22 protein-coding genes are annotated in these 22,525 nt (G+C 48.5%); 19 read left to right on the top strand and 3 right to left on the bottom strand.

The genetic code is table 11. The annotated features are described in order from the left end of the window. Positions 1–15 precede the first annotated feature (15 nt). The 18 genes from NSS64_RS21275 (at position 16) to NSS64_RS21190 (ending at position 19,184) form a co-directional block, all read left to right on the top strand. Positions 16–1,095 (top strand): HAD-IIIC family phosphatase, encoded by a 1,080-nt coding sequence (locus NSS64_RS21275; protein WP_340943063.1) that lies wholly within the window; start codon positions 16–18, stop codon positions 1,093–1,095. Beyond that, the gene (folE, locus tag NSS64_RS21270) at positions 1,082–1,681 is read left to right on the top strand and encodes a GTP cyclohydrolase I FolE (RefSeq protein ID WP_341141429.1); all 600 of its coding nucleotides are present in this window, start codon (positions 1,082–1,084) and stop codon (positions 1,679–1,681) included. Before NSS64_RS21275 ends, folE begins: the two co-directional genes overlap by 14 nt. A gap of 46 nt (positions 1,682–1,727) precedes the next feature. Next, the gene (locus NSS64_RS21265) at positions 1,728–3,545 is read left to right on the top strand and encodes an ABC transporter ATP-binding protein (RefSeq protein WP_340991586.1); all 1,818 of its coding nucleotides are present in this window, start codon (positions 1,728–1,730) and stop codon (positions 3,543–3,545) included. Next, positions 3,535–5,307, top strand: a complete 1,773-nt coding sequence (locus tag NSS64_RS21260) for an ABC transporter ATP-binding protein (RefSeq protein ID WP_341141428.1) — start codon at positions 3,535–3,537, stop codon at positions 5,305–5,307. The genes NSS64_RS21265 and NSS64_RS21260 overlap by 11 nt, the downstream gene beginning before the upstream one ends. Positions 5,308–5,355: 48 nt before the next feature. Beyond that, positions 5,356–6,630 carry a DNA glycosylase AlkZ-like family protein gene (locus NSS64_RS21255; protein ID WP_341141427.1) on the top strand — a complete coding sequence of 425 codons (1,275 nt, stop codon included), beginning with the start codon at positions 5,356–5,358 and terminating at the stop codon, positions 6,628–6,630. 5 nt (positions 6,631–6,635) lie between these two features. Continuing rightward, positions 6,636–8,192 carry an amino acid adenylation domain-containing protein gene (locus NSS64_RS21250; protein WP_341141426.1) on the top strand — a complete coding sequence of 519 codons (1,557 nt, stop codon included), beginning with the start codon at positions 6,636–6,638 and terminating at the stop codon, positions 8,190–8,192. 3 nt (positions 8,193–8,195) lie between these two features. After that, positions 8,196–8,441 (top strand): acyl carrier protein, encoded by a 246-nt coding sequence (locus tag NSS64_RS21245; RefSeq protein ID WP_340943051.1) that lies wholly within the window; start codon positions 8,196–8,198, stop codon positions 8,439–8,441. A 293-nt stretch (positions 8,442–8,734) separates the two neighbouring features. Beyond that, positions 8,735–9,706, top strand: a complete 972-nt coding sequence (gene sbnA, locus NSS64_RS21240; RefSeq protein WP_341141425.1) for a 2,3-diaminopropionate biosynthesis protein SbnA — start codon at positions 8,735–8,737, stop codon at positions 9,704–9,706. Between the two features lie 6 nt (positions 9,707–9,712). Next, a complete protein-coding gene (locus NSS64_RS21235) occupies positions 9,713–10,837 on the top strand; it encodes a glycoside hydrolase family 88 protein (protein ID WP_341141424.1) in 1,125 nt (374 codons plus the stop codon). After that, positions 10,837–11,109 (top strand): hypothetical protein, encoded by a 273-nt coding sequence (locus NSS64_RS21230; RefSeq protein ID WP_341141423.1) that lies wholly within the window; start codon positions 10,837–10,839, stop codon positions 11,107–11,109. The genes NSS64_RS21235 and NSS64_RS21230 overlap by 1 nt, the downstream gene beginning before the upstream one ends. Then, positions 11,106–11,834, top strand: a complete 729-nt coding sequence (locus tag NSS64_RS21225; protein WP_341141422.1) for an HpcH/HpaI aldolase/citrate lyase family protein — start codon at positions 11,106–11,108, stop codon at positions 11,832–11,834. The genes NSS64_RS21230 and NSS64_RS21225 overlap by 4 nt, the downstream gene beginning before the upstream one ends. 9 nt (positions 11,835–11,843) lie before the next feature. Then, on the top strand, positions 11,844–13,085 hold the full coding sequence (locus NSS64_RS21220) for a hypothetical protein (RefSeq protein WP_340991595.1): 1,242 nt from the start codon (positions 11,844–11,846) through the stop codon (positions 13,083–13,085). Beyond that, positions 13,082–14,014 (top strand): triphosphoribosyl-dephospho-CoA synthase, encoded by a 933-nt coding sequence (locus tag NSS64_RS21215; protein ID WP_340943039.1) that lies wholly within the window; start codon positions 13,082–13,084, stop codon positions 14,012–14,014. The genes NSS64_RS21220 and NSS64_RS21215 overlap by 4 nt, the downstream gene beginning before the upstream one ends. Further along, on the top strand, positions 13,977–14,528 hold the full coding sequence (gene citX / locus NSS64_RS21210) for a citrate lyase holo-[acyl-carrier protein] synthase (RefSeq protein ID WP_341141421.1): 552 nt from the start codon (positions 13,977–13,979) through the stop codon (positions 14,526–14,528). Before NSS64_RS21215 ends, citX begins: the two co-directional genes overlap by 38 nt. Continuing rightward, a complete protein-coding gene (locus NSS64_RS21205; protein ID WP_341141420.1) occupies positions 14,525–15,763 on the top strand; it encodes an MFS transporter in 1,239 nt (412 codons plus the stop codon). Before citX ends, NSS64_RS21205 begins: the two co-directional genes overlap by 4 nt. Further along, positions 15,751–16,986, top strand: coding sequence for a hypothetical protein (locus tag NSS64_RS21200; RefSeq protein ID WP_341141419.1), 1,236 nt, complete (start codon positions 15,751–15,753; stop codon positions 16,984–16,986). Before NSS64_RS21205 ends, NSS64_RS21200 begins: the two co-directional genes overlap by 13 nt. Beyond that, positions 16,955–18,196 (top strand): ATP-grasp domain-containing protein, encoded by a 1,242-nt coding sequence (locus tag NSS64_RS21195; protein ID WP_341141418.1) that lies wholly within the window; start codon positions 16,955–16,957, stop codon positions 18,194–18,196. The genes NSS64_RS21200 and NSS64_RS21195 overlap by 32 nt, the downstream gene beginning before the upstream one ends. 13 nt (positions 18,197–18,209) lie before the next feature. After that, positions 18,210–19,184: a 2,3-diaminopropionate biosynthesis protein SbnB gene (locus NSS64_RS21190; protein ID WP_341141417.1), complete on the top strand. Its 975-nt coding sequence runs from the start codon at positions 18,210–18,212 to the stop codon at positions 19,182–19,184. Positions 19,185–19,267: 83 nt separating this feature from the next. On the opposite strand, the gene NSS64_RS21185 is transcribed toward NSS64_RS21190, so the two are convergent. Continuing rightward, positions 19,268–19,474 (bottom strand): hypothetical protein, encoded by a 207-nt coding sequence (locus NSS64_RS21185; protein WP_341141416.1) that lies wholly within the window; start codon positions 19,472–19,474, stop codon positions 19,268–19,270. A gap of 105 nt (positions 19,475–19,579) precedes the next feature. Continuing rightward, positions 19,580–19,969: a MerR family transcriptional regulator gene (locus tag NSS64_RS21180; protein ID WP_341142868.1), complete on the bottom strand. Its 390-nt coding sequence runs from the start codon at positions 19,967–19,969 to the stop codon at positions 19,580–19,582. 118 nt (positions 19,970–20,087) lie between these two features. Here NSS64_RS21180 and NSS64_RS21175 point away from each other — a divergent pair, with 118 nt between their 5' ends. Beyond that, positions 20,088–21,137, top strand: coding sequence for an NAD(P)-dependent alcohol dehydrogenase (locus tag NSS64_RS21175; protein WP_341141415.1), 1,050 nt, complete (start codon positions 20,088–20,090; stop codon positions 21,135–21,137). Between the two features lie 106 nt (positions 21,138–21,243). Here the strand turns inward: NSS64_RS21175 and NSS64_RS21170 are convergent, their stop codons facing one another. Next, on the bottom strand, positions 21,244–22,524 hold the full coding sequence (locus NSS64_RS21170; RefSeq protein WP_341141414.1) for a glycoside hydrolase family 27 protein: 1,281 nt from the start codon (positions 22,522–22,524) through the stop codon (positions 21,244–21,246). Position 22,525 lies beyond the last annotated feature (1 nt).

The raw sequence follows: 22,525 nt of genomic DNA, 5'->3' as shown, positions 1-22,525 counted from the left end.
AGGGGGAATTAAACGGTGGGCAAAAATATAAAATGTGTGGTCTGGGATTTGGATAATACATTATGGAATGGTGTGCTTAGCGAAGGGGACCCTGTTGAGCCGGATAATGCCGCCTTGGAATTGATACGGGAGCTTGACAGAAGGGGGATTCTCCAATCCATTAGCAGTAAAAATGATTATGACAAAGCGATGCAGAAACTGGATGAGTTTGGCCTAAGGCATTTCTTCCTTTATCCCCAGATACATTGGAATCCTAAGTCGGAAGCGGTGCAGGCTATCATCAACCGGTTAAACATTTCGGAGGATACAGTTGCCTTTATTGACGATCAACCCTTTGAGCGTGATGAAGTAGCGGCTCATCTTCCGGATGTGATGACAATAGATGCTGCTTTTATTAGCAGAATTCCTGATTTTCCAGAAATGAATCCTAAGTTTATTACGGAAGACTCTCTCCGCCGTAGGGAAATGTACATGCAAGATCAACAGAGGAACGAGAGCGAACAGGAGTTCACGGGGACCAAAGAAGAATTTCTTGCCGGGCTGGGCATGGTGATGTCCATTTCTGAGGCAGAGCTAGAGGACCTGCAGCGTGCGGAGGAACTGACAGTCCGGACACATCAATTGAACTCGACGGGTATTACATACGATTTAGAAGAGCTTGACAGTCTCAGGAGATCACCGAACCATCTTCTTCTAATAGCGAATCTTGAAGATCGTTACGGGGATTATGGAAAAATCGGACTTATGCTGGTGGAATGTGGTCCAGAAGAATGGACAATCAAGTTGCTGCTCATGTCCTGCCGGGTCATCTCCAGAGGGGTGGGAACCGTAATGCTTAGTTATATCCAAAAGGAAGCAGAATCATCAGGGGTAAGGCTGCTGGCTGAGTTCCTGCCGAATGAACGAAACCGTATGATGTATGCGACCTATAAATTCGCAGGATTCACCGAATTGCCCGGTAATTGCGGTGGGGATGTCCTTGTGCTGGAGCATGACGCAGATAACCGGGCTGTTTACCCTAAGTATATGACAATCCATACAGGTAACGAAGGGCGACAAAAAAGGAGAGAGAGGCTAGCGAATGGGAAAATTTAAGGATGTCTGCATTCCAGAGCGTACCGAAGCTAATACGGAGGAGATCTCTAAGTATATTCGAAAAATTATAAGCTTAATCGGAGAGGATCCCGACCGGGAAGGCCTGCTGGATACACCGAAGAGAGTAGCCAAAATGTATAATGAAATTTTCAAGGGTTATTCCACAGATTGTGCGGAACTCTTGTCGGCCACCTTTAACGAAAACTACGACGAGCTGGTCGCTCTTAGCCATATTAAGTATTTCAGCATGTGCGAGCATCATATGGTTCCCTTTTACGGACAGGTCCACATTGGTTACATTGCAAATAATAAAATCGTTGGTCTGAGTAAGCTGGCGCGATTGGTTGATGCACTATCAAGCAAGCTGCAGGTTCAAGAACGGTTGACAACAGAAATAGCTGATATGATTGAGCGGCATTTAAAGCCTCTTGGTGTAATGGTGATTGTGGAAGGTGAGCATCTTTGTATGTGTGCCAGAGGCGTCAAGAAACCAGGGGTAGTAACTACTACCTCCGTCAGCCGGGGCGTGTTCAAAACTGATTCCGACCGCAAAAACGAATTCCTGCATTATATCAGACGAGATTAACCGCGTTCTATAGACTTTAGTACTATAAAGGAGCTTTATGATGGTTTTGAAGAAAAAAAAGTATACCTTACTCGACTCCATTTCTATTGCATATAAAGCAAACCCGGTTATTGTACTTTGCATTTTGCTGTTTGCTGGAGCTAACGGTTTTGTTCCATTTCTACTCATTCTTATGAATTCGAGTTTTATCAATTCCGCGATTGATTATGTGAATCAGAAATCATCCTTTAGTGATGTGTTAGGGCCGCTAATTACAATTTTTCTTTTAATCGGTTATGTTCAGATGTACGCTGTAATCTCTCAAATTCTGTTTTCCAGAGTCACGATCAGCCTTAGAGAAAGCTTTAATACGGCAATCATTCAAAAACAACTGTCGATTAAGTACGAACATATTGAAAATGAAGAAACAAATGAATTATTGAACCGTATCGTTAAAAATCCCGGATTTTACTCCATTAATGAAGTATTCAGGCATCTTGTGGATCTAATTGGAATTCTGATCAATTTTGTTGCCGTAGGCTGGCTGGTATTTGAACTGAAATGGTGGCTTGGTGCGGTTCTGTTTCTGGTATGCATTCCGCTTGTTCTGATCTCTTACGTCTCACAGCAAAAAATTTATACTATTCTGCGATCCACCAGCGATCTGGACCGGAAATCAGGATACATCGAATTTGACGTCCTCCGCGGCCGTGATTTAGCTGCAGAGCGCAGACTGTTTGGCTTCACAAGCTATTTCAACGAAAAATTCGAGCAATACTTTACCGGTGCCATCAATTTATCGAAGAAAGTTAAATTTAAATGGCTGGCATTAAACAAAGTTTCTGTCATGTTTATTATTATCACCTGTGTGAGTTTTGCCGTTATGCTGTTGACGCCTTTAAAGAATAACGAAATTACTCTGGGCTTTTTCATTTCACTTGTAACAGCAATCTTTCAGCTACAGGAGAAAATGGCTAACCAAATGTCGGAAATTATCGGATTTTTATCAAAGGACAATGAATATATGAAGGATCTCAACCGCTTTGTCCAGCTCGAAGACGAAGAGGAAAATATAACTGGCTCCCAAGAAAAGAACATCCCTATTCTACGGGTGCAGACAATTGAATTTAAGAATGTGTACTTTAAATACCCGGGGACGTCCAATTATATTCTGAAAGGATTATCTTTTACTATACAGAGCGGGATGCATTATGCAGTGGTGGGTAAGAATGGTTCCGGCAAAAGCACGATTACAAAATTATTATTAGGTCTGTACACACCTGATCAAGGAGAAATTCTTATTAACGGAATCAATATTAGGCATATTCAGTCCCAAACACTCCATATGCTTTTTTCCGTCGTATACCAGGATTTTGCTAAGTATTCTGTAACTGTCGGCGAGAACATTGCAGTGGGCGATACCCGCCAATTTACCGGTAAAGAGAAGTTGGAGGCAGCTAAAATCATTGAAATTGCCGATTATGTAAGATTAAAAGAAAATGTGGAGCAACTTCCGCAACAGTTTGATACCCCTCTGGGAAAAATTTTACCAAACGGAATTGACCTCTCAGGTGGGCAGTGGCAAAAAATTGCATTGGCCCGTTCGCTGATGAAGAAAGACACCGTGCGAATTTTGGATGAACCGACGGCGGCGCTTGATCCGCTGGAAGAAAGTAATTTGTACACACATTATTCAAGAATATCATCAGAGGATACGACCATCTTTATTTCACATCGCCTTGGCTCTACTAAACTTGCAGACATAATCCTGGTTATTGATGACGGACGGGTAGCGGAATGCGGATGCCATGAGGATTTAATGCAGAGTAGAGGGATTTACAATGATATGTTTAATTCACAAAAGGAATGGTACTATGAAGCCTAAATCCATGTCTTTTCCGAAAATTTTAAAGAGAACCTTATCTTATGGATTTCAGAAGCTACCCGGATACTTTGTTTATTACATCTTAATTTCTTTATGTCTGGCTGCGCTGAATTTCCTGTCTATTGATATTATCAAACGAATGTTCGATACGGTTTCGCTTGCATTCTCTGCAGGAGTATGGGAGGGAACCATATCTATCATTTTGTTGGGAGGCCTGGTATTAGTATTATTCCAGTTCATTAGTGGTTATCACAGTTTTCTGAATGAAGACTATTTTCTTCAATTTATTAGCAAAATTCTAAAAGATATGAATGCCAAAGCAGGCAGGCTTGAGCTTATAGAATTCGAATCGATAGAGCTGTATGAAAAAATAAGTTTGGCAATCGGGGGCGTTCATCATGCCATTAAATCAACTATCCTGCTGCTAAACGGTGTGATTTTTCACCTGGTATTCTTTATAAGTATCAGCGTCTATTTCTTTTCGATCAAGCCTATTCTTGTTCTGCTGTGTTTCTTATTTTTCATTCCTAAATTTATCTCCCAACTGATTAAAGGGTCCAATTTATACAAGCTGCAGGAGGATCTTGTACAGACTACAAGGGAGATGGAATATTATCAAAAATGTCTTACCGATAAGGAGTACTACAAGGAAACGAAAACCTTGGAAGCAAGACCGTATTTTTTTAGCTTATATCAATCTAAACTTCGAGAATGTAATCAGAAGGAATGGAAAGCTAATTTAAAAATTGGCATGATCGATCTGCTGCTCAGTTTCATTACATATTTGGGCTATATAGGTTCTTTTGTTTTAATTACGTATTTCCTTCTAAAAGGAGAGTTATCCATCGGGATATTTGCCGCTGTGTACTATTCTTTGAACAAGTTGATGAATAGTATGAGTGACATGATGGAGTTGTTTGGTAGTATCTATCAAAATGCCAACCTTGCCGGTAAGCTCTATGATTATTTAGAAATTCCAGAGAATCCGACGGAAACGGTAGAGCTCCCCCCATTGGAAAAAATTACGTTGCGTGATGTTTCATTTACGTATCCCTATAGAAACAAAGAATCACTAAAAAATATTAATTTGGAAATATATAAAGGTTCTAAACTGGCGATTGTCGGTGCCAATGGATCGGGGAAAACCACTCTGGTCAAAATTATTACAGGGTTATTTCAAACCTCCGGGGGGGAGATTTTTTACAACGATATTAATCTGTCTGGTAAGCAGAAAAATCTATACAGCAAAATATCGGCTGTTTTTCAGAATTTCGGTAAATATAAGCTGACATTAAGAGAGAATGTCATCCTTAGTGAGATTGAAAAACCATATGATGTCGAATATCTAAATACCACGCTAGATAAGTCAGGATTCAACAGAAATAAAGACGGGCTGACAGAGGGTATTGAGACGATGATGTGTCGCTCTTTCGGAGGAATAGATCTATCCGGAGGAGAGTGGCAGCGCTTGGCTATTGCAAGAGGACTATATAAAACGAATGATCTCATCGTACTGGATGAGCCTACTTCAGCGATCGACCCCATCGAGGAAACAAATGTGTATAAGCGTTTTAATGAAATATCAAAGGACAAAACAACGATTTTCGTTACTCACCGTCTGGCTTCAGTCAAATCGGCAGATAGAATTATTGTAATGGATTCAGGAGCTATTCTAGAAGAAGGGAGTCACGAACAACTCATGGCACTCAAAGGTAAATATCATGAAATGTATATGTCCCAAGCCGAATGGTATGTTCGCTAAGAAACATTTCTAACACCCTTAAAAATGTTTTGTGATAAGGAGGTAAAGATGGAGATTATAGAAATTTCTAAGGAAGAATTAAAGTCATTTTTAGTCACCTATCAAGGTTTGCATCCAAACAAGCCTAAGGCTGACAGATCAGAGATTATTCAATTTATTAAGAGAGTGGGGTGTATTCAATACGACCCTTTAAACATGGTTGGGCACAACCCGGATCTTATGCTCCAATCACGCTTTTACAATTACGACCCATCCATTTTAAATCGACTTCTTTATGAAACAAGAGATGTGATTGACGGATGGGATAAGATGATGGCGATATATTTAACGGAGGATTGGCCGTACTTTAGAAGAATGCGAGTTAAAAAGCGTGAGGAGATCGAAGGGATTCTGACATATAGAAATTCAAGTAGTGCTCTTCAGTATGTAGAAGAAGTAAAGGAACACATTGTAAATAAAGGTCCAATTTCTCCTGCCTTTATAGACTTTGGCCGCGCTGAGAAAGGACGATGGGGCCATGGAAAACTGTCAAGTGCTACGATGGATTACATGTGGAACGTAGGGATTTTGTCGGTGAAGGAAAAGAAAAATACTCAAAAAATATATGATCTTACTGAAAATTTACTTCCTTCTCATGTTTTAGAACAAAAAGATCCTTTTGTGGATGATTACTCCTTTTATAAATGGTACTTTAAAAGAAGAATTGGGAGTCTGGGAGCCTATTGGCTTCGTAACGGAGGAGGGTGGCTAGGACACTTTGTATCAGATAAAAAACTTCGAATTCATGTACTAAATGAATTGTTTGAAGATGGCGAATTAGTTCAACTTAAGATTAAGGGCTCGAAGGAGATTTTCTATATGCGCTCTGAGGACAAAGAAGTTTTGAATCAGATGAGTATGGAGATCCCTGTCTCCAAAGCGCTCTTTCTAGCCCCTTTAGATAATCTTTTGTGGGATAGAAAGCTGATTAAAGATATTTTTGATTTTGAGTACAGTTGGGAAGTGTACAAGCCGGTATCCAGCCGAAAGTATGGTTACTATGTGCTGCCGGTACTTGTGGGCAACCAATTAGTGGCGAGATTTGAACCTGAGAAACATCGTGCTAACGAACCACTTAATGTAAAGAATTGGTGGTGGGAGGATGGAATCACGATAACGGGCCAATTAATTGACGCGGTGTTTGAAGGAATAAACGACTTTTGCTCCTATCTTAAAGCGGACGGTTTATCGCCAAAATCAACTGAGAGAATTACAACCAGTAGACTGAAAGGTATTGATGGGAAGAATACAGATAACAATGTTAATTATGTAGCAAAGGGTTGACGTCCATGTATAATGATCGTTACGACTTAGATACCGGCACTCTCATCCCATACATCCAAATGTTTCAAGAGAGTCTTCAAAAAAATAGGACGAAAACTGCTCTTCTCTACGGCGAAGATGAAATAACATACGAAGAACTGGACCTGCGATCAAGCCGGGTGGCTGCATATTTGAGTCACAATGCTGTTACTAGCCGGAGTATCGTTGGACTCTTTATGAAAAGAACTTTAGACCTACCTATTACACTTCTAGGCATAATGAAGACGGGGGCTTCGTTCCTCCCGCTCGATCCTGACTATCCCCAGCAGCGAATTCGTCATATTATTGAAGATAGTGGCTGTCAACTGATAATTGTAAATCAAGCGCTCAAAACTAGCCTGGATTACTATGGACATACTGTAGTTGCCTATGAGGAAATCCACCAGTATGAAGAAATCGGCTATCAGCTGCCAACAGTGAGTATGGTGGCGGCAGCGTATTTATTGTACACGTCTGGATCGACTGGTTTACCTAAAGGGACGGTTATAAACCAGCAAGCGTTAGCTTCGTTTGTTTACGGAGTTACTAAAGAAATTCAATTCTCACAAGCCCAGACGATGCTCTTTCTAACTACAATCTCATTTGATATTTCATTGTTAGAGTTGTTAATTCCACTTTTATATGGTATGAAGATCGTCATCGCTGATGAGAGGGGACAACGAAATCCATACCTATTGAAGAAAATTATCACTGAGAAGGATATAGACATGCTTCAAATGACTCCATCTGCTATGCAACTGCTAATTAATTATGATAAAGAACTAGATTGTCTGCGGCGGGTAAGCCATGTACTGCTTGGTGGAGAAGCACTTCCGTCACCGGTACTCGAGCATATACGAAACTACACAGACGTTAACATTTATAATCTTTATGGCCCTACAGAAACAACAATTTGGTGTATGGTTTCAGATTTAACGAACCAAGATACTGTTACTATCGGAATTCCGTTTCATAGTGTAAAGGTATACGTGCTTGACTCGGCAATGAATGAGGTAGAGCCTGGGGGAGTAGGAGAGTTATATATTGGAGGTCCTCAAGTGGCTGGGGGATATTGGAATAGTCCAGAACATACGACAGAGAAGTTTAAGAATTATTCGAATATTGAAGCAGGAATAATCTTTAAAACTGGTGATTTAGTACGACTTTCTGAGGTAGGAAAATTCGAATTTATGGGTAGAAATGATCACCTGGTAAAAATTCGTGGATTCAGAATCGAACCCGGTGAGGTTGAAGCTGTACTCTTGCGGCAAGAAGGAATTACTCACGCAACTGTGGTGCCAAGAATGGGTAAAAACGGAAATTTGTATTTAAGCGGATATTATGTATCGGATGAATGGGTGGACAAACAGACGCTGGTTGATAGTCTAAGAAACGTTCTACCCAGTTATATGATACCGGAACAGTTGACTCAGCTGGAGCAGCTGCCCTACACTCCGAATTTCAAAGTTGATCGAAAATATTTAGCTAGCTTAGATTTTAATGCTTGCAGATATAATAAAGTAATATCCGATCAGGGAGTGTGAAAAATGGTTTCTATTGAACAAAAAGTGAGAGAAATTATTACAAGTCATGTAGACGTTTCAGTTGATATGGATAAGGTTCATAGCAATTGCTATCTTAATACGATTGGAGTGAATTCTATAAACTTTATCCGCTCAGTGCTTGATTTGGAAACAGAATACTCCATAGAGTTTGATATTGATATGCTAGGGTTTGATAGCTTTGAGACATTTGGCAATCTTGTAAAGTATGTTGAACGAAAGGTTAGCTGATGTATTCAGCGGAGAGATGAGACAAGCAAAGCTATACTTTGGAGTATGAACATGTTAATCGGGATGAAGCATCTATGAATTAAAGGTTAATAGTTCTATATTTATCCCCGCCCCCCAATGAAGGTAAAAACTTCATTGGGGGGTTTGCTATGGTTTGTATAGAAAATTTGAATCAAAGTGATAAAATTTTTTAATATATTTACATTTATTAGGATAGAAGTGTATGATGCAAATGTATTTATTTTACTTTTTATAGAAAAATCTATGAGAATATGCCTTGGGAGGTGATAGGTTTGATCTACGACAATGTGCTGCAATTAATTGGGAACACGCCTATTGTTAAACTGAATTATCTTCCGGACCCGTATGGGGCGCAGGTATTCATCAAGCTGGAGGGGCTTAATCCCGGCGGCAGCATGAAGGACCGCACGGCGCTCTACATTATCAGCCAAGCGGAGGCAGCGGGACTACTGAAGCCCGGCGGCACGATTGTCGAATCCTCCTCCGGGAATCTGGCCATCGGGCTGGCGCTTGTGGCACGGCAAAAGGGGTACAAGCTGATCTGTGTGGTCGATCCCAAGATCAGTCTGGTCAATCTCAGTATTATCCAGGCCTATGGTGCGGAGACGGTAATGGTTGATCAGGCTGATGAGTATGGCAACTATCTTAGAGCCCGCCTGGACAAGGTACAGGATCTCGTCAAGCAACTGGGAGCATTCTGGCCTAATCAGTATAATAACCCGAGTAATCCTGAGGCACACAGACAAACGACCGCGCTTGAAATCTATGAGGCGTTCGGTAATGAGCTGCAGTGGGCGGTGATACCGGCAGGGACCTGCGGTCTCATTACCGGGTGCAGCCTGGGGCTGAAAGAACATATCCCGCACATAAAGATTATGGCTGTTGATGCTGCCGGCTCGGTTACCTTCGGGCAGCCGCCAGGTGTCAGACATCAGATTGGCATTGGTTCCGCTATAGTACCGGGCAATGTGCGAAGAGAGCTGTATGACGAGATTACGCATGTCTCGGATGCAGAGGCCTTCTCCACCACCCGCAGGCTGGTTAAGGAAGAGGGGCTGCTGGTCGGCGGCTCCGCAGGAGCAGCGGTGTTCGCGGCCCTTAAGCTTGCGCGACGTCTGCCCAGCAGGGACAAAGTGCTTACGATTCTTCCAGATCGCGGAGACCGGTACTACAATACTATTTTTTCGGATGAATGGCTGGAGCAGATTGGAATTGAACTGGGGAAGGACCCTGTGAAAATATGATCGGAGGTGCTGGAGATTACCGTTTCCACACGTAATGAGGTTATCGACCGTGCTGTCAGACAGACCCGAAGGCAGCTCGACAAGCTTGCTTCTATGCCATCCTCCGGTGAGATTAGGCTTCCTTATGTTACGAACAACGGAAGATATATGCTGGAGGATAAGTGGTCTTCAGGATTATTCATTGGACTTCTCTACCGGCTCTATCAGTTGACTGGCGATACTCTTTATATTGAGGAAGCTGACCGCTGGATGGGCGGGATTGAGCCTTATAAGAATCAGGGGGATTATCAGGACATTGGCTTCCTGTTCTATTATTCTTATGCGCTCGGGTACGATCTGACCGGTAAGGAAGCATACAGAATGATTGCGCTTGAAGCTGCGGACAGCCTCTTTGATTCGCGTCTCCCGGGCGGTTATCTGGAATGCAATTGGCTGCCCGAGGGGAAGCACTATGCAGGCGTTGACAGTATGATGAACATCCGGTTGTGGCTATGGGCCTACCGGATAACCGGTGAGGAGCGCTATCGCGCCGCTGCCATCGGATCAGCACAGATTACAAGTGCTGCGCTGATGAGGGAAGACGGCTTCACTTACGAATATATGAGAATGAACTCACTTACGGGAGCCCCGGAGCAGCCCTACAACAAGAACGCCAAATTCAGCTCAGCATCGGTGTGGGCCAGAGGCCACACATGGGCACTCTATGGAGCAGTTCAAATGTATGTGCTGGGCCATGAAGAGGAGTGGAGGACAAAGGTTGAGCAGCTCTCCGCCTTCTACTTAGCCCATGTCTGTTCGGATGGTGTTCCGGCCTGGGATCTGATGCTGTCCCATCAGGAGACGGCTATGAGGGATGCTTCCGCTGCTGCGATCGCTTGCTCTGCATTCTACCAGTTTGCCGCAGCCTTAAGCCCTAATGATCCTTTGCACCAGCAGTTCCGGCAAGAAGCAGAGAGGGTGCTCGATATTCTGATTTCTGCGGAGTATGCGCCCCCGGGTCCGGAGCATGAAGGACTGCTGGTGCACGCCAGCACGCCTCTGCATGTCGTTCAAGCCGCAGGCGAATCCCAGATCTGGGGCGATTATTTTCTGCTGGAGGCTCTATATTACTCATTGGAGGTCGGTTCTTAATGAATGTCAGTGCCGGATCGATAGAATCTAGCGATATTAAAATTGTCATCGAAGAAGGCCACGCTGCAATGCAATGCATGAATATGGTGCCGGAGCTTACGGACCGCCAAGTCTATGAATATGTTGTTCCCATTCTGAAGCAGTATGGCTTGGCGGATCTGTCCCCCCAGATCTGGTTCAATGGAGCCAATGAGTGGGTCATCCGCAGCCGCTGCGAAGCCTTGACATGCATGCTGAACGCTGACTTAGAGCGGGAGGAGGTTACGGGATGAATCAGGCTGCTGAACCCTTAGTCTATTTCTATGTTCCGGGATACAAACCGAATTACATAGAGTACGCTATGACCTTCTATCCTATGAATATTATCTTCTGCCTCGAAGACGGTACGCCGGAGGATAAGAAGCTGGAAGCAAGATACGTAGTCAAGAATGCCCTTCAGGAATTCAGTGACTCGGAGCATACACTTATTGTCCGCGTGAATAGTGTTCATACCTCTCACTGGGAGCAGGATCTGGAGGAGCTTGTGCCAGAGCGCCCTGCCCGAATCCGGCTGCCCATGGTCCGGACGGCGGAGGATTTACGGCAAGTGGAACGCAAGGTGCAGGATATTATACACAAGCGCAGCTTAAACTATTCTCCCAGCTATGAAGTCATGATTGAATGCTGCGAGGCTATATTCAATATCGGAGAGATTCACCAGGCCAGCCGGAATATTTATGCGTTTACCTTTGGAGGAACAGATTATTTCAATGATTGTGTGGCTAAGGGGCTTGTGGACCCGGCCCTGGAGGTCCGGAAGGCCAAGCAGAAGCTGGGGGAATACTGCCGCAGTGTGGGCCTTCAATGCTTTGACACCACTTACATGGCTTTTCGTGATATGGAGGGGTTCCGCGAGGATTGTCTGCTCTCCAGGGAATACGGCTTCACGGGGCGTTCTGTAATCCATCCGGACCAGGTGGCCGTTGTCCAAGAGATATACGGAATTTCAATAGCGTAGGAGGCTGTTATGTTCACAACATACCGATTGGAATTGCCAGAGCCTGTGACTCTGAATAAGCTGCAAATCCCTGTTTTCACCCATATGTTCCTGCAACATGTATCAGCCCATAAGGTGCAGGTCGATCCGATTCAAGGGAAGCGCATCAGCGTCACTTATTTATCGTCTTATCCCAGGGAGCAGATCGAGCGGGAGGTCGCTAGTTTCCTGGAGCGTTTCACCCCGGAGCATGATGAGGCATCTGCATCATCCGCTGAAGTGCAGGAGCCTGGGCTAAATGTGGTGGAGCTGCATGAGCCGCCGCTAGAGCGGCTGTGCTCCTGCTGCACACCGGGCAATCAGCGGAATGTCTCGGATGATCTGCTGGAGCAGAGGTGGCTGACTTTATTGAAGAATCAGGAGCTGGCCTACCATCGCCCGATCATCCGTCTGCTGGAGTATTTTGACCAGAGTTATGTGGATTATGTCGGCCGGAGGATCGGGGATTGTCAGGAGCGGCAGTATTCAGTCTTGTTGCCGGCTTCCTTCGCCGAGAAGATGAATTACTTCCATAGTGCGCCAATGCATCTGCTACTGGCTACCCACCTCAGCCATGACCAGGACAAAATGATATCCTTCGCGGAGGACGTCTCAGCCAATAACGGCAAGCTTCCCCAGGACTGCGGACCTTATCTGGAGACGCCTCCCTATATTCTGCAATCCGCACCGTGCTATAAAGTCTATATGGAGATGGAGGATCAGGTGTTTGAGGATAATACCGCTTTTGTACTCAAAGGCCAGTCCTTCCGCAATGAGGGGAAACGTGTATATCTGCTTGAACGGTTATTGAATTTCACTATGCGTGAATTCGTATTTCTGGGTACTCCCGAATATGTTACCCGGATGCGTGACTTGACATTAGGGTGGACCATCGAGTGGATGGAAGAGGTAGGGCTGAAAGGCGGGTGTGCCTTAGCCAATGATCCTTTTTTTTTGCCGGGTAAGGTGAAACAGAATTTCAAAGTGCCGAAGCATGTCAAATATGAGGTTCGTGCGGATATTCCGTATAAGAACGATACGATTTCGATTGCTTCCTATGACACGCACGGTGATTTTTTTGCGAAGACCTTTAACTTCGGGCTTAAGGATCATTCCGAGACATGGTCGGGCTGCATCGGGCTTGGCCTGGAACGGGTGGTCTGGAGCTTCCTTCAGCAGTACGGTCTACAGAGTGAACACTGGCCTGCGGCCATCCCGGAGAGCGTAAAGTGACAGCTTCGCAACAGGATACATCCTATTCGCTGGCAGAGGCGATGACCTATAGTGTTCTGGCAGAGGCTGTAAGCTGGCCTTCTCCCGGACTGGTCTCCGCCGTCAGCACGGGTTGTCACGGGGATATGGATATCTACACTTTTCTGAGAAGCGCACTCCGCATTCAGCCATATTACCAGGCAGCAGCCCGCTTGGGCATAGAAGAATCCGCGGACAGAACCGGAACGGAAGATCTGTTCAGGATGCTCCAGAAGCTCGGGCGGCGTGCCGAAGCTGGCATGCTGAGAGCTACCGGGGGAGTGAATACCCACAAGGGAACGATCTTTCTGGGACTGATTCTATGTGCGGCTGCGGGAATGACCAGCCAAGGGCCATCCGGCGGCGCAGAACCACGGGACATCTGCCGGCTGGCCGGAGGGATCGCCGGGAGTCCGCTTCGTAAGCAGCTTACGGACATCCTGAAGGAGACACAGGTTACAAGTACAGGCGGACGCGCGTACAAGGAATGGCGTATCAGAGGTATTCGCGGTGAAGTGATCGACGGATTTCCTTCCATTCTGCAGCAGGGCCTGCCTTCCTTCCGTTCTGCGCTTGATCAGGGGGCGGATATGCGAACGGCGGTTATTCATTGCTTGTTCTCACTGATGTCTGTGGTTCAGGATACAACGCTTCTGAACCGTGACTTTGACAAGGCACGGATCAGTTATACGCAAGCGTGTGCGCTGGAGGCTCTGGACCGGGGGAGTCTGTTCACCTCTGAGGGCAGGGCCTATATCCGCAATATGGAGCAGGATTTCCAGCTTCGTTCCTTGTCGCCCGGGGGATCAGCCGATCTTCTGGCCATGACGGTTGCCCTGCACTTGTGGGACGAGCATCGAAGGGGGGAAGTGTGTGGAGAACCATTCCGCTATGTCTGCCATTCTTCGTGACCGTGAGCGCCTCCCTGAGCTTAGAGAGGCGAGGGTTCCGGCGGCAGGTTCGCTGATACAGATCATGATGAATATTCCCGGACCATGCAAGAAGCTGGATTGCACCTATGAATTGTTCGAGCTCTGTATCGGGGCTTTGCAGGAGGAGCTGGCTTCAGCAGCTTGTGCGGTGCTGTCCTTGGAGCGGATCGACTTAGATGTTGGTCCCGTAGCCTATATGCAGGTATCCTGGGAAGCTAGAGCATTGAAACGGTTCTGTTTATTATTCGAACAGGGACATCCGCTGAGCGCTTATTGGGATATGGATATTTACAGTCCCTCGGGAAGAGCGGTGGGCAGGAGGGAGATCGGGGCCCCGCCGCGCTCCTGTTATCTGTGCAGCCAATCTGCCAAAGTGTGCGGATCACAGCGGCGCCATTCCCCGGAGGAATTAATAGGCCGCATGACCGCTGATTTGACAGCCTACAGACAGGCGCAGATGGGTGTGCCAGTTGAAAGGAGGGCAGGGACATGAACCTTTTCCGAAAGCTAAAGGTGCCCCGGCCGATATTCTCCATTTGTCTGAACACACTGGTTACCCATCTTGGCTTCTACGCTATGACGGCGATATTAACGGTCTATCTGTCTCAGGTCAAAGGGCTGCCGCTTTCGGTTACCGCTGTAGTTACCATGATCTTCACTGTGTCTTACCGCAGTGCGAGATTCCTTACCGGACCCTTGCTGGACAACATGGACCCGTTCAAATGCATGTGGTTCGGCTGCCTGCTAACAGGAGTCTCCATCGCTATGGTGGATTTCTGGCAGTCTCCGGTGTTGATTACTATACAGCTTATCCTTGCAGGGATCGGCTACTCTGTCAGAGGTTTATCCTCCAAGGCCTCTTTATCCTTCGTGGGGAGTAAGGATGGCAATGCCTTGTTTTATTTTGCGAATTCCAATATGTATACGAACGGTGCAGCCATTGCCGGGCCCTTAATCGGCTCCTTTCTTCTGACAAGCTCCTTGAAGAGCTTCACGTTGTCCTTCGTTGGAGGGTTTTATATTGTGGGTGCCATCCTGCTCAGTATCTTCCCGCCCGGGTGCAATCTGCAGGACCGGGAACGGAAGCCGGTAAGCTTCTGGAAAGGATATCAGACCGTTCTGCTCGATAAAAGCTTCCGTAAGGTGCTGCTGTTCAATATGATCGGCTGCTTTTTCTTCACCCAATTGTTCAATTCCTTTCCTTATTTAATCGGCACTTATTATAACGCACCGGAAAGGCTGGGGAGTCTGCTGATGCTGAACGGAATCCTTGTGGTACTTCTGCAGATTCCCGTCGGGCGCTGGATGAATACCGCGTTGTCCGGCCAGCGTGAGGGATACCGGCTGATGCTGGCGTTTCTGCTATTCAGCATTTCTTTCTCAATGAATGCGATAATCGGTTCGATCTGGGGCTACTACGTATTCGTTGCGTTGTTCACCCTTGCTGAAATGTTATTCATCCCCACAATAGATGCGTATGTCTCTAACGCTGCCCGCCCGGATCTGCGTATTACGTATTTCAGTGTCATCGGATTGTCCACAGCCCTTGGAGAAGGAATCGGTGTATATACCGGGCTGCAATTCATACATATGTGGAGCATATACGGAAAGCTGTCCTATTTCTGGTTGTCTCTAGCTCTTCTGTCTGGGCTGTCCCTTGTACTATACGTAATGCTAAACCGGTCACCTGTTCATCACAAGGAGGAGGAGAAACTATGGCGGTATTAATTCTGAATCAGAGGAGACGGGCCTTCGCTCCTTATCTGACCTGGCTGGAGGATCTGGATGAAGAAGTATACCTGTATACTTCGCCGGCATATGGTGAGATAACGGAACCCTTTGCCCTTGTGCAGGTGTTCGACAACTGGGTGAGCAATGACCGGGTAGAGATCGATGCGTTACGATTGTATGAGGAACATCCTTACCGTCTGATCATAGCTCTCGATGAGAGTGATCTCATTCGTGCAGCCCGGCTGCGTGAACGGCTGCACCTGCCTGGTCAACAGCTGGAGAGTGCAGTGGCTTACAGGGATAAGGCCGTGATGAAAAGCTTAGTAAGCCCGCAGGTATCCTGCCCGGCATTCCGCAGACTGGCTTCACCGCTTCACTTGTATGATTTTGTGCTGGAACACGGCTTGCCGGTTGTGGTTAAACCGGTGGACGGCATGGGCTCCATGAATACGGACATCATACGGACCCAGGAGCAATTGAACGGTGTATGGGAACGCGGCCTCAGCAGCGGCTTAATGGTTGAAGCCTACGTAGAGGGAGAAATGTATGAGATCGATGGGCTCATGATGGGCCAGGAGATCCGTTTCGCTTCTGTGGGCAAATATTCCTGCAAGCCGCTGGAGATTCTCCGGCAGGATTGCTTCGTGGAATTGCTTAGCCCCGGCTGCGCGGTGTATGAGCGGCTGGTTCATGAAGTTCAGCAGGTCATTGAAGCCTTGCCCTCACCGGGAGTCTCAACCTTTCATTGTGAAATGTTCCATACCCCGGAGGATGAATGGGTATTCTGTGAAATTGCCAGCCGGACCGCAGGCGGGCGGATCAGTGAGTCGGTCAGCGTCATGTATGACGTTGATCTGAACCGGGAGTGGGTCCGGGGGCAATGCGGACTGCCGCTGAAGCTGCCGGTGCCAAGGCCGTCACAGGTAGCGGGGGTATATCTAATGCCGAAACGTCCGGGAACGGTAGAGACCATTCCGCAGACGCTGCCCTTTGAATGGGTGAAGGAATATGTTCCCCGCGTCAGAGCAGGCGAACAGCTGGACGCGGCTCATTCCAGCGTGGATGCCGTGATGACCGTAATCATCGCCGGCGAGAATTCGGCATCGCTGCAAGCCCGGCTGTCACAGCTGCTGCGGTATCTGGAGCAAGAAGTGCAAATTCTGCCCGCCTACAAGGAGGATACAACCCATGAAGCACCTGTTATTAGTGGAAAGCAATGAGTCTATCGCAGGTATCCAGGCCTGCAAGGAGATGGGGTACACCGTAACGCTGCTGACCCAGAATATTCAGCATTACCTGAAGGGCCAGCCGCTGGAGTCCCATCCGCTCCGGTTGGTAGATTACATTCATGAAGTGGACACCTTTAATGAAGAAGCAGTGGTTGACTTTGTCAAAGCGTACCATCAAGCGAACCCTTTGACCGGAGTGATGTCTTTTGCGGAATTCTACGTGGTTCAGGCAACAGCTGCGGCGCATGCGATTGGTGTGCCGACCATGCAGCCGCTGGCGGCCAAGAATGCCCGGAATAAATATAAATCCAGAGAAATCTGCGTTCAGAGCGGCGTTCCGGTTCCCCGTTCACTGCTCGCAGGCAGTGTGGAGGAAGCTTGCAGACATGCCCATTCCATGGGTTATCCCTGTATCGTAAAGCCGTGTGACGGGGCTATGAGTATTGGGGTGGTCTTTGTCAACAATGAGCGAGAGCTGCGCCAGGCTTACGAGAGCTATGTGAACAACAGGAATTTTGGGCGTAATCTCTATGGAAGTACGGATGTGCTCATTGAGGAATATGCAGCCGGGCCTCTGGTCAGTGTGGAGATGGTCACTTATCAGGGGCAGGATCACCTGATCGGGATTACGGACCGCCGTCTGGTTGGATTTCCCTATTTTGTAGAGACTGGCGCCAGCTTTCCGGTTCGGCTAAGCCATGAGGCGGAGATTGTGGAGGTGGTCCGCCGGGGACTGCATGCGCTTGGGGTTGACTTTGGCCCCACACATACAGAGGTTGCGCTCACTCCTGAAGGTCCCAAGATTATTGAATTCAATCCGCGGATGGTAGGCGGGCCTGTTCCGGAGATGATTAAATACGCAACCGGCATTGACCTGCCGCGTGAAGTGCTTCGTATGCATATGGGGGAGGCACCGGAGTTGACGCCGAGCGTCTCACGCGGTGCTGCTTCAAGGGAATTCTGTTCGCCGGTTGACGGCAGGCTGATCGAGGTTACGGGGCTTAAGGAATTAGAGGGGCGTGCGGACATTCTGCGATCGCATTTCATTGCTGCCGGGCGCGAGGTGTCCTTTCCGAGATCTAATTTTGACTGGATTGGCAGAGTGATGGTTGGAGGGGACGATGCAGAGCAGGCTGAGCAGAAGTGCAGTGAAATCCAGAATACGATCGGCTTGCATATTGCAGCCAGACCTATAAGCTGAGGAGGCCTTGAGCATGTTATATCTGAATACCACAAACCTGGAGCAGATGAATCTTCCCTGGGCACTGTGCATGGATACGATACGGAGTACTGTCCAAGTGATGGCAGCGCACGAATTCTCCCAGCCGATTAAACCTTATCTGCTCTTTGATAAAGATCCAAGCAGCCGGATTATTGCCATGCCCGCTTATGTGGGCGGAGAGATCGGGATGGCAGGCATCAAGTGGATCGCCAGTTTTCCCGGTAACCATGGCAGGCAGCTTCCCCGTGCCCACTCGGTTACGATACTGAATGATTCCGGCAGCGGGAAGCCGGTGGCTATCATCAACAGTCCGCTTATCTCCGGGATTCGCACAGCTTCAGTCAGTGGACTGATGATCCGGGAATACGAGAAGGTACACCCTTTTGCGAGTAAAATTATTGCCGGTATTGTAGGGTTCGGACCGATCGGTCAGCTCCATCTGTCGATGCTGAATCAGCTGCTCGGGGACCGGCTGGAGGAGGTTCGGATCTTTGATCAGAATCCGGGTGCTCTGGATCATATCCCGGAAGAGCTTGGGACAAGGGTGCGTCCCGTGGATTCCTGGGAGGAAGCCTACGAAGGGGCTGATCTGTTCATCACCTGTACAATTTCCAGCTCCGGTTATATTGAGCGTAAGCCCAAAGACCAGAGTCTGCTGCTGAACGTGTCACTGCGCGATTTCACCCCGGCTATCTTAAGCTACACCTCTGCCATTATTGTCGATGACTGGGATGAAGTGTGCCGTGCGAATACGGATATTGAACATATGCATCATCAAAGAGGGCTGCGGAAGGAGGACACGGCGTCCATCGTCGAGGTGGTCTGCGGCAACGCGCTGGCGAAATTCCCGAAGGAGGAAGCGGTCATGTTCAATCCGATGGGAATGGCTGCCTTTGATATTGCCATAGGGTCACTATATTATCGTGAAGCGCTGAATCGCGGTTATGGTAAGGAGTTAGAGGAGTAGGGGGCAGGATCAGCATATAAAATAACCGGGCCGGATAAGAGATACTCTTGTCCGGCCCGGCTGTGTACTGCCTCGTCACAAGGCTACGGATTCTTGCGGTTCTTCTTATCTTCCGGGTCTGGTGCAAGGCCGGGAGCCGCTACCTCCGGGTCATTCCCCAGCACGGCGCCTACGAGCTCATCCAGCTTGTCTGTTTCTGATTGACCGTCCGCCGGACTGGATTCGCCCTCCGGGATCGGGTGGACACCTGCGGTGCGTCCGTCAAGCGGAGCTTTTGTATCATCCTTCATCTGTATGTCTCCCTTCTAAGTGCAGGTTCTGTCTTAGGATGTGTCTGCGATAACCGTTCTATGTAACGATAACCGCTGCGGGGGCTGATGAAACCATGCGGCTGGTTAGGATTGGTGTACCATTTCCATACTCTTTTCCAGGGCGTTCTTATAATAGTGGCATTTATGCTCTATGACTTCCATTGTTCTTCGTAACTCCTCCATCTGCGCTTCTACGGAAGCCTTCCGCTCCAGGAACATGTCGTATCGGCGCTGCAAGGTGGAATCTCCTTCGGAGCACCATTCAATGAAATGCTTGATTTCTTTGATGGGCATCCCGGAGGCTTTCAGGCATTCAATAATCCGCAGAGCCTCCATATCGGAGGGCTTGAATACGCGTTTGCCGCTGGGAGTTCTCTCGATAGAAGGGAGGAGGCCCTCTTTGTCATAGTAACGCAGGGTATGCGGGGTCATGTTGAAATGCGCTGCGGCTTCGCTTATGGAATAGGTCTTCATCATCGTTCTCCTGTCCTGGATATTTCGGGCTTGACTTAGAGTTAACTTTAAGGAATATCATAGGCTTTGTAAAGCTTAAGGAATGATGTCTACTATTCTATTGAAAAGAGGTCTCACTATGATACAAGTTAACGCACGCGCTACATTCAGTCAGGAAGGCCCGTTCAAGCTGACTACGATCGAACGCCGGGAGTTGCAGCCGCAGGATGTTCTGATCGAGATTAAATATGCCGGTATTTGCCATTCCGATATTCATACCGCCCGCGGGGAATGGGGTCCAGTGAAATATCCGCTGGTTCCGGGGCATGAGATTGCGGGGATTGTCAGCCAGATTGGTTCTGGAGTGACGAAATATGCTGTCGGTGACCGTGTCGGCGTAGGCTGTATGGTCGACTCCTGCGGCGAGTGCAGCAGCTGCCGGCAAGGGGAGGAGCAATACTGCCTGGAGGGGAACACGGGAACCTATGGAGCGACTGACCGCCACGGGCACTATACGCAAGGCGGATATTCCACACATATCGTGGTCACTGAAGACTTTGTGGTGCGGATTCCCGACAGCCTCCCGCTTGACGCTGCTGCACCGCTGTTGTGTGCCGGAATCACCACTTACTCACCACTGAGCCACTGGGGAGCTGCTCCCGGCAAAAAGGTAGCTGTAGTGGGTCTCGGCGGGCTGGGGCATATGGCAGTGAAAATTGCTCATGCCATGGGGGCTGAGGTTACGGTGTTATCCCAATCCCTAAAGAAGAAGGAAGACGGCCTGCAATTGGGCGCAGATCATTATTATGCCACCAGTGATCCGGAGACATTCAAGCAGCTGGCCGGTTCCTTCGACCTGATCATTAATACGGTCAGTGCGCAGGTGAATATCAATGCCTTCCTGTCACTCCTGGCGCTGGACGGGACCTTAGTGAATGTCGGTGCACCTGCTGATCCGTTGGCTGTTAATGCCTTCTCGCTGATCGGCCACCGCCGCTCCTTTGCCGGTTCAATGATTGGGGGAATCCGCGAGACGCAGGAGATGCTTGATTTCTGCGCTGAACATCAGATTGCTTCCGAGATCGAAGTGATTTCGGCTGACCAGATTGACGAAGCCTGGGAGCGTGTACTGGCCTCGGATGTGCGTTACCGGTTTGTGATTGATATCAGCACAATGGGGAAGGCATAAGTTTGTAGAGGAGCAAGAACCTTCAACTATTTGGTTAAAAGAAACAGCCTGCAGGAATGGAACTACTCCATTCCTGCAGGCTGTTGGTATTTCTGTATAGCTTCTCTTACGAGAAGCTATACAACCGTACCCCGTGCGGAGGCACGGTGGTCTGCAGCACGCCGCCGCTAAGCTCAGCAGGCGTCTGGCTCCACAGCTCCGTACCTGCGGCTGCGCCGCCGAGGCCGATCTCTTCGAGGCTCAGGTCAACCGGCAGCGGACTGTTGCTGGTGTTGAAGACGGCCGTGTACCGGGTGCCGTCGTCATGAGCAGCGGTCCAGACGATCAGCTCATCGCGGTACAGGGCTTCCCTGGCGCCATGGCTCTCGCGCTGCATGCGCAGCACCTCGCGGTTGGTGAGCAGCGACAGGGTCCAGTCGTCATTGTCCCGCAGCTCACCGCCGAAGATCAGCGGCGAACGGAAAATACTCCAGAGCGACATCATCGTCAGCTGCTCGTCCCGGGTGAAGCGGGTCCAGCGGTCATCCCCGCCGCCGTCAACGGAGCGGACGCCGATGTGGCCGAGCGGCAGCATATCGCAATCCGGCCAGGAGCCGGCCTGCGGGATACCCTGCCAGCTGCGGCAGCGGCTGAACATGTCCAGCAGCAGCTCCCAGCGGTCCCAGAAATCATCCGTGATGCGCCACATGTTGGCGTGTTCGGTAAAATGTTGTGCGTATTCTACCGGAGCCGGGCCGGGGGAGAGACTCAGGACCATGGGGCGGCCGCAGTTCTCGATTGCCCGGGAGATCAGGGCAATCTCCGGCTGATGGGTATCGTACAGTCTGGAGGCGGCGATGTCATCTACCTTGACCAGATCGACGCCCCACTGCGCGTACAGTTCAAAGAGTGAATTATAGTAGGCCTGAGCGCCTTCCTTGGAAGCATCGACACCGTACATATCTGTATTCCACGGACAGATGGAGTTCGTGTGCGCGATCTCGCGGGCAGTTGCTTCCGTACCGAGAATAGCGGTGCCTGCATGAGCGGCCTGGCGCGGGATACCGCGCATAATATGAATGCCGAACTTCAGTCCCAGGCTGTGGACATAGTCGGCCAGCGGCTTGAAGCCCTGACCGCCTGCTGCGGAAGGGAAGCGGTTCTCGGCAGGCATCAGCCGGGAGTATTCATCCATGACCAGCGGGACAAAGGGGCGGTACAGGGAGGACACGGCACCAGGCTCATACCACTGAATGTCAACGGTAATGTAGCTCCAGCCGAAGTCTTTGAGATGCTCGGCCATATATTCCGCATTGCCGCGGATTTCCGCTTCGGTTACGGCTGCGCCGTAGCAATCCCAGCTGTTCCAGCCCAGCGGGGGGACAGGTGCTGCAAGCTTATGATTCATT

The organism is Paenibacillus sp. FSL H8-0122, assembly GCF_038005345.1.
Lineage (GTDB): Bacteria > Bacillota > Bacilli > Paenibacillales > Paenibacillaceae > Paenibacillus_AQ.
This window is presented reverse-complemented; position numbering and strand designations above follow the sequence as displayed.

Bases quoted from the DNA above. Each gene is read 5' to 3' on its own strand.
- folE (WP_341141429.1), top strand. From the start codon at position 1,082: ATGGGAAAATTTAAGGATGTCTGCATTCCAGAGCGTACCGAAGCTAAT.
- NSS64_RS21260 (WP_341141428.1), top strand. From the start codon at position 3,535: ATGAAGCCTAAATCCATGTCTTTTCCGAAAATTTTAAAGAGAACCTTA.
- NSS64_RS21255 (WP_341141427.1), top strand. From the start codon at position 5,356: ATGGAGATTATAGAAATTTCTAAGGAAGAATTAAAGTCATTTTTAGTC.
- NSS64_RS21250 (WP_341141426.1), top strand. From the start codon at position 6,636: ATGTATAATGATCGTTACGACTTAGATACCGGCACTCTCATCCCATAC.
- NSS64_RS21245 (WP_340943051.1), top strand. From the start codon at position 8,196: ATGGTTTCTATTGAACAAAAAGTGAGAGAAATTATTACAAGTCATGTA.
- NSS64_RS21230 (WP_341141423.1), top strand. From the start codon at position 10,837: ATGAATGTCAGTGCCGGATCGATAGAATCTAGCGATATTAAAATTGTC.
- NSS64_RS21225 (WP_341141422.1), top strand. From the start codon at position 11,106: ATGAATCAGGCTGCTGAACCCTTAGTCTATTTCTATGTTCCGGGATAC.
- NSS64_RS21220 (WP_340991595.1), top strand. From the start codon at position 11,844: ATGTTCACAACATACCGATTGGAATTGCCAGAGCCTGTGACTCTGAAT.
- NSS64_RS21205 (WP_341141420.1), top strand. From the start codon at position 14,525: ATGAACCTTTTCCGAAAGCTAAAGGTGCCCCGGCCGATATTCTCCATT.
- NSS64_RS21200 (WP_341141419.1), top strand. From the start codon at position 15,751: ATGGCGGTATTAATTCTGAATCAGAGGAGACGGGCCTTCGCTCCTTAT.
- NSS64_RS21195 (WP_341141418.1), top strand. From the start codon at position 16,955: ATGAAGCACCTGTTATTAGTGGAAAGCAATGAGTCTATCGCAGGTATC.
- NSS64_RS21190 (WP_341141417.1), top strand. From the start codon at position 18,210: ATGTTATATCTGAATACCACAAACCTGGAGCAGATGAATCTTCCCTGG.
- NSS64_RS21185 (WP_341141416.1), bottom strand. From the start codon at position 19,474: ATGAAGGATGATACAAAAGCTCCGCTTGACGGACGCACCGCAGGTGTC.
- NSS64_RS21180 (WP_341142868.1), bottom strand. From the start codon at position 19,969: ATGAAGACCTATTCCATAAGCGAAGCCGCAGCGCATTTCAACATGACC.
- NSS64_RS21175 (WP_341141415.1), top strand. From the start codon at position 20,088: ATGATACAAGTTAACGCACGCGCTACATTCAGTCAGGAAGGCCCGTTC.
- NSS64_RS21170 (WP_341141414.1), bottom strand. From the start codon at position 22,524: ATGAATCATAAGCTTGCAGCACCTGTCCCCCCGCTGGGCTGGAACAGC.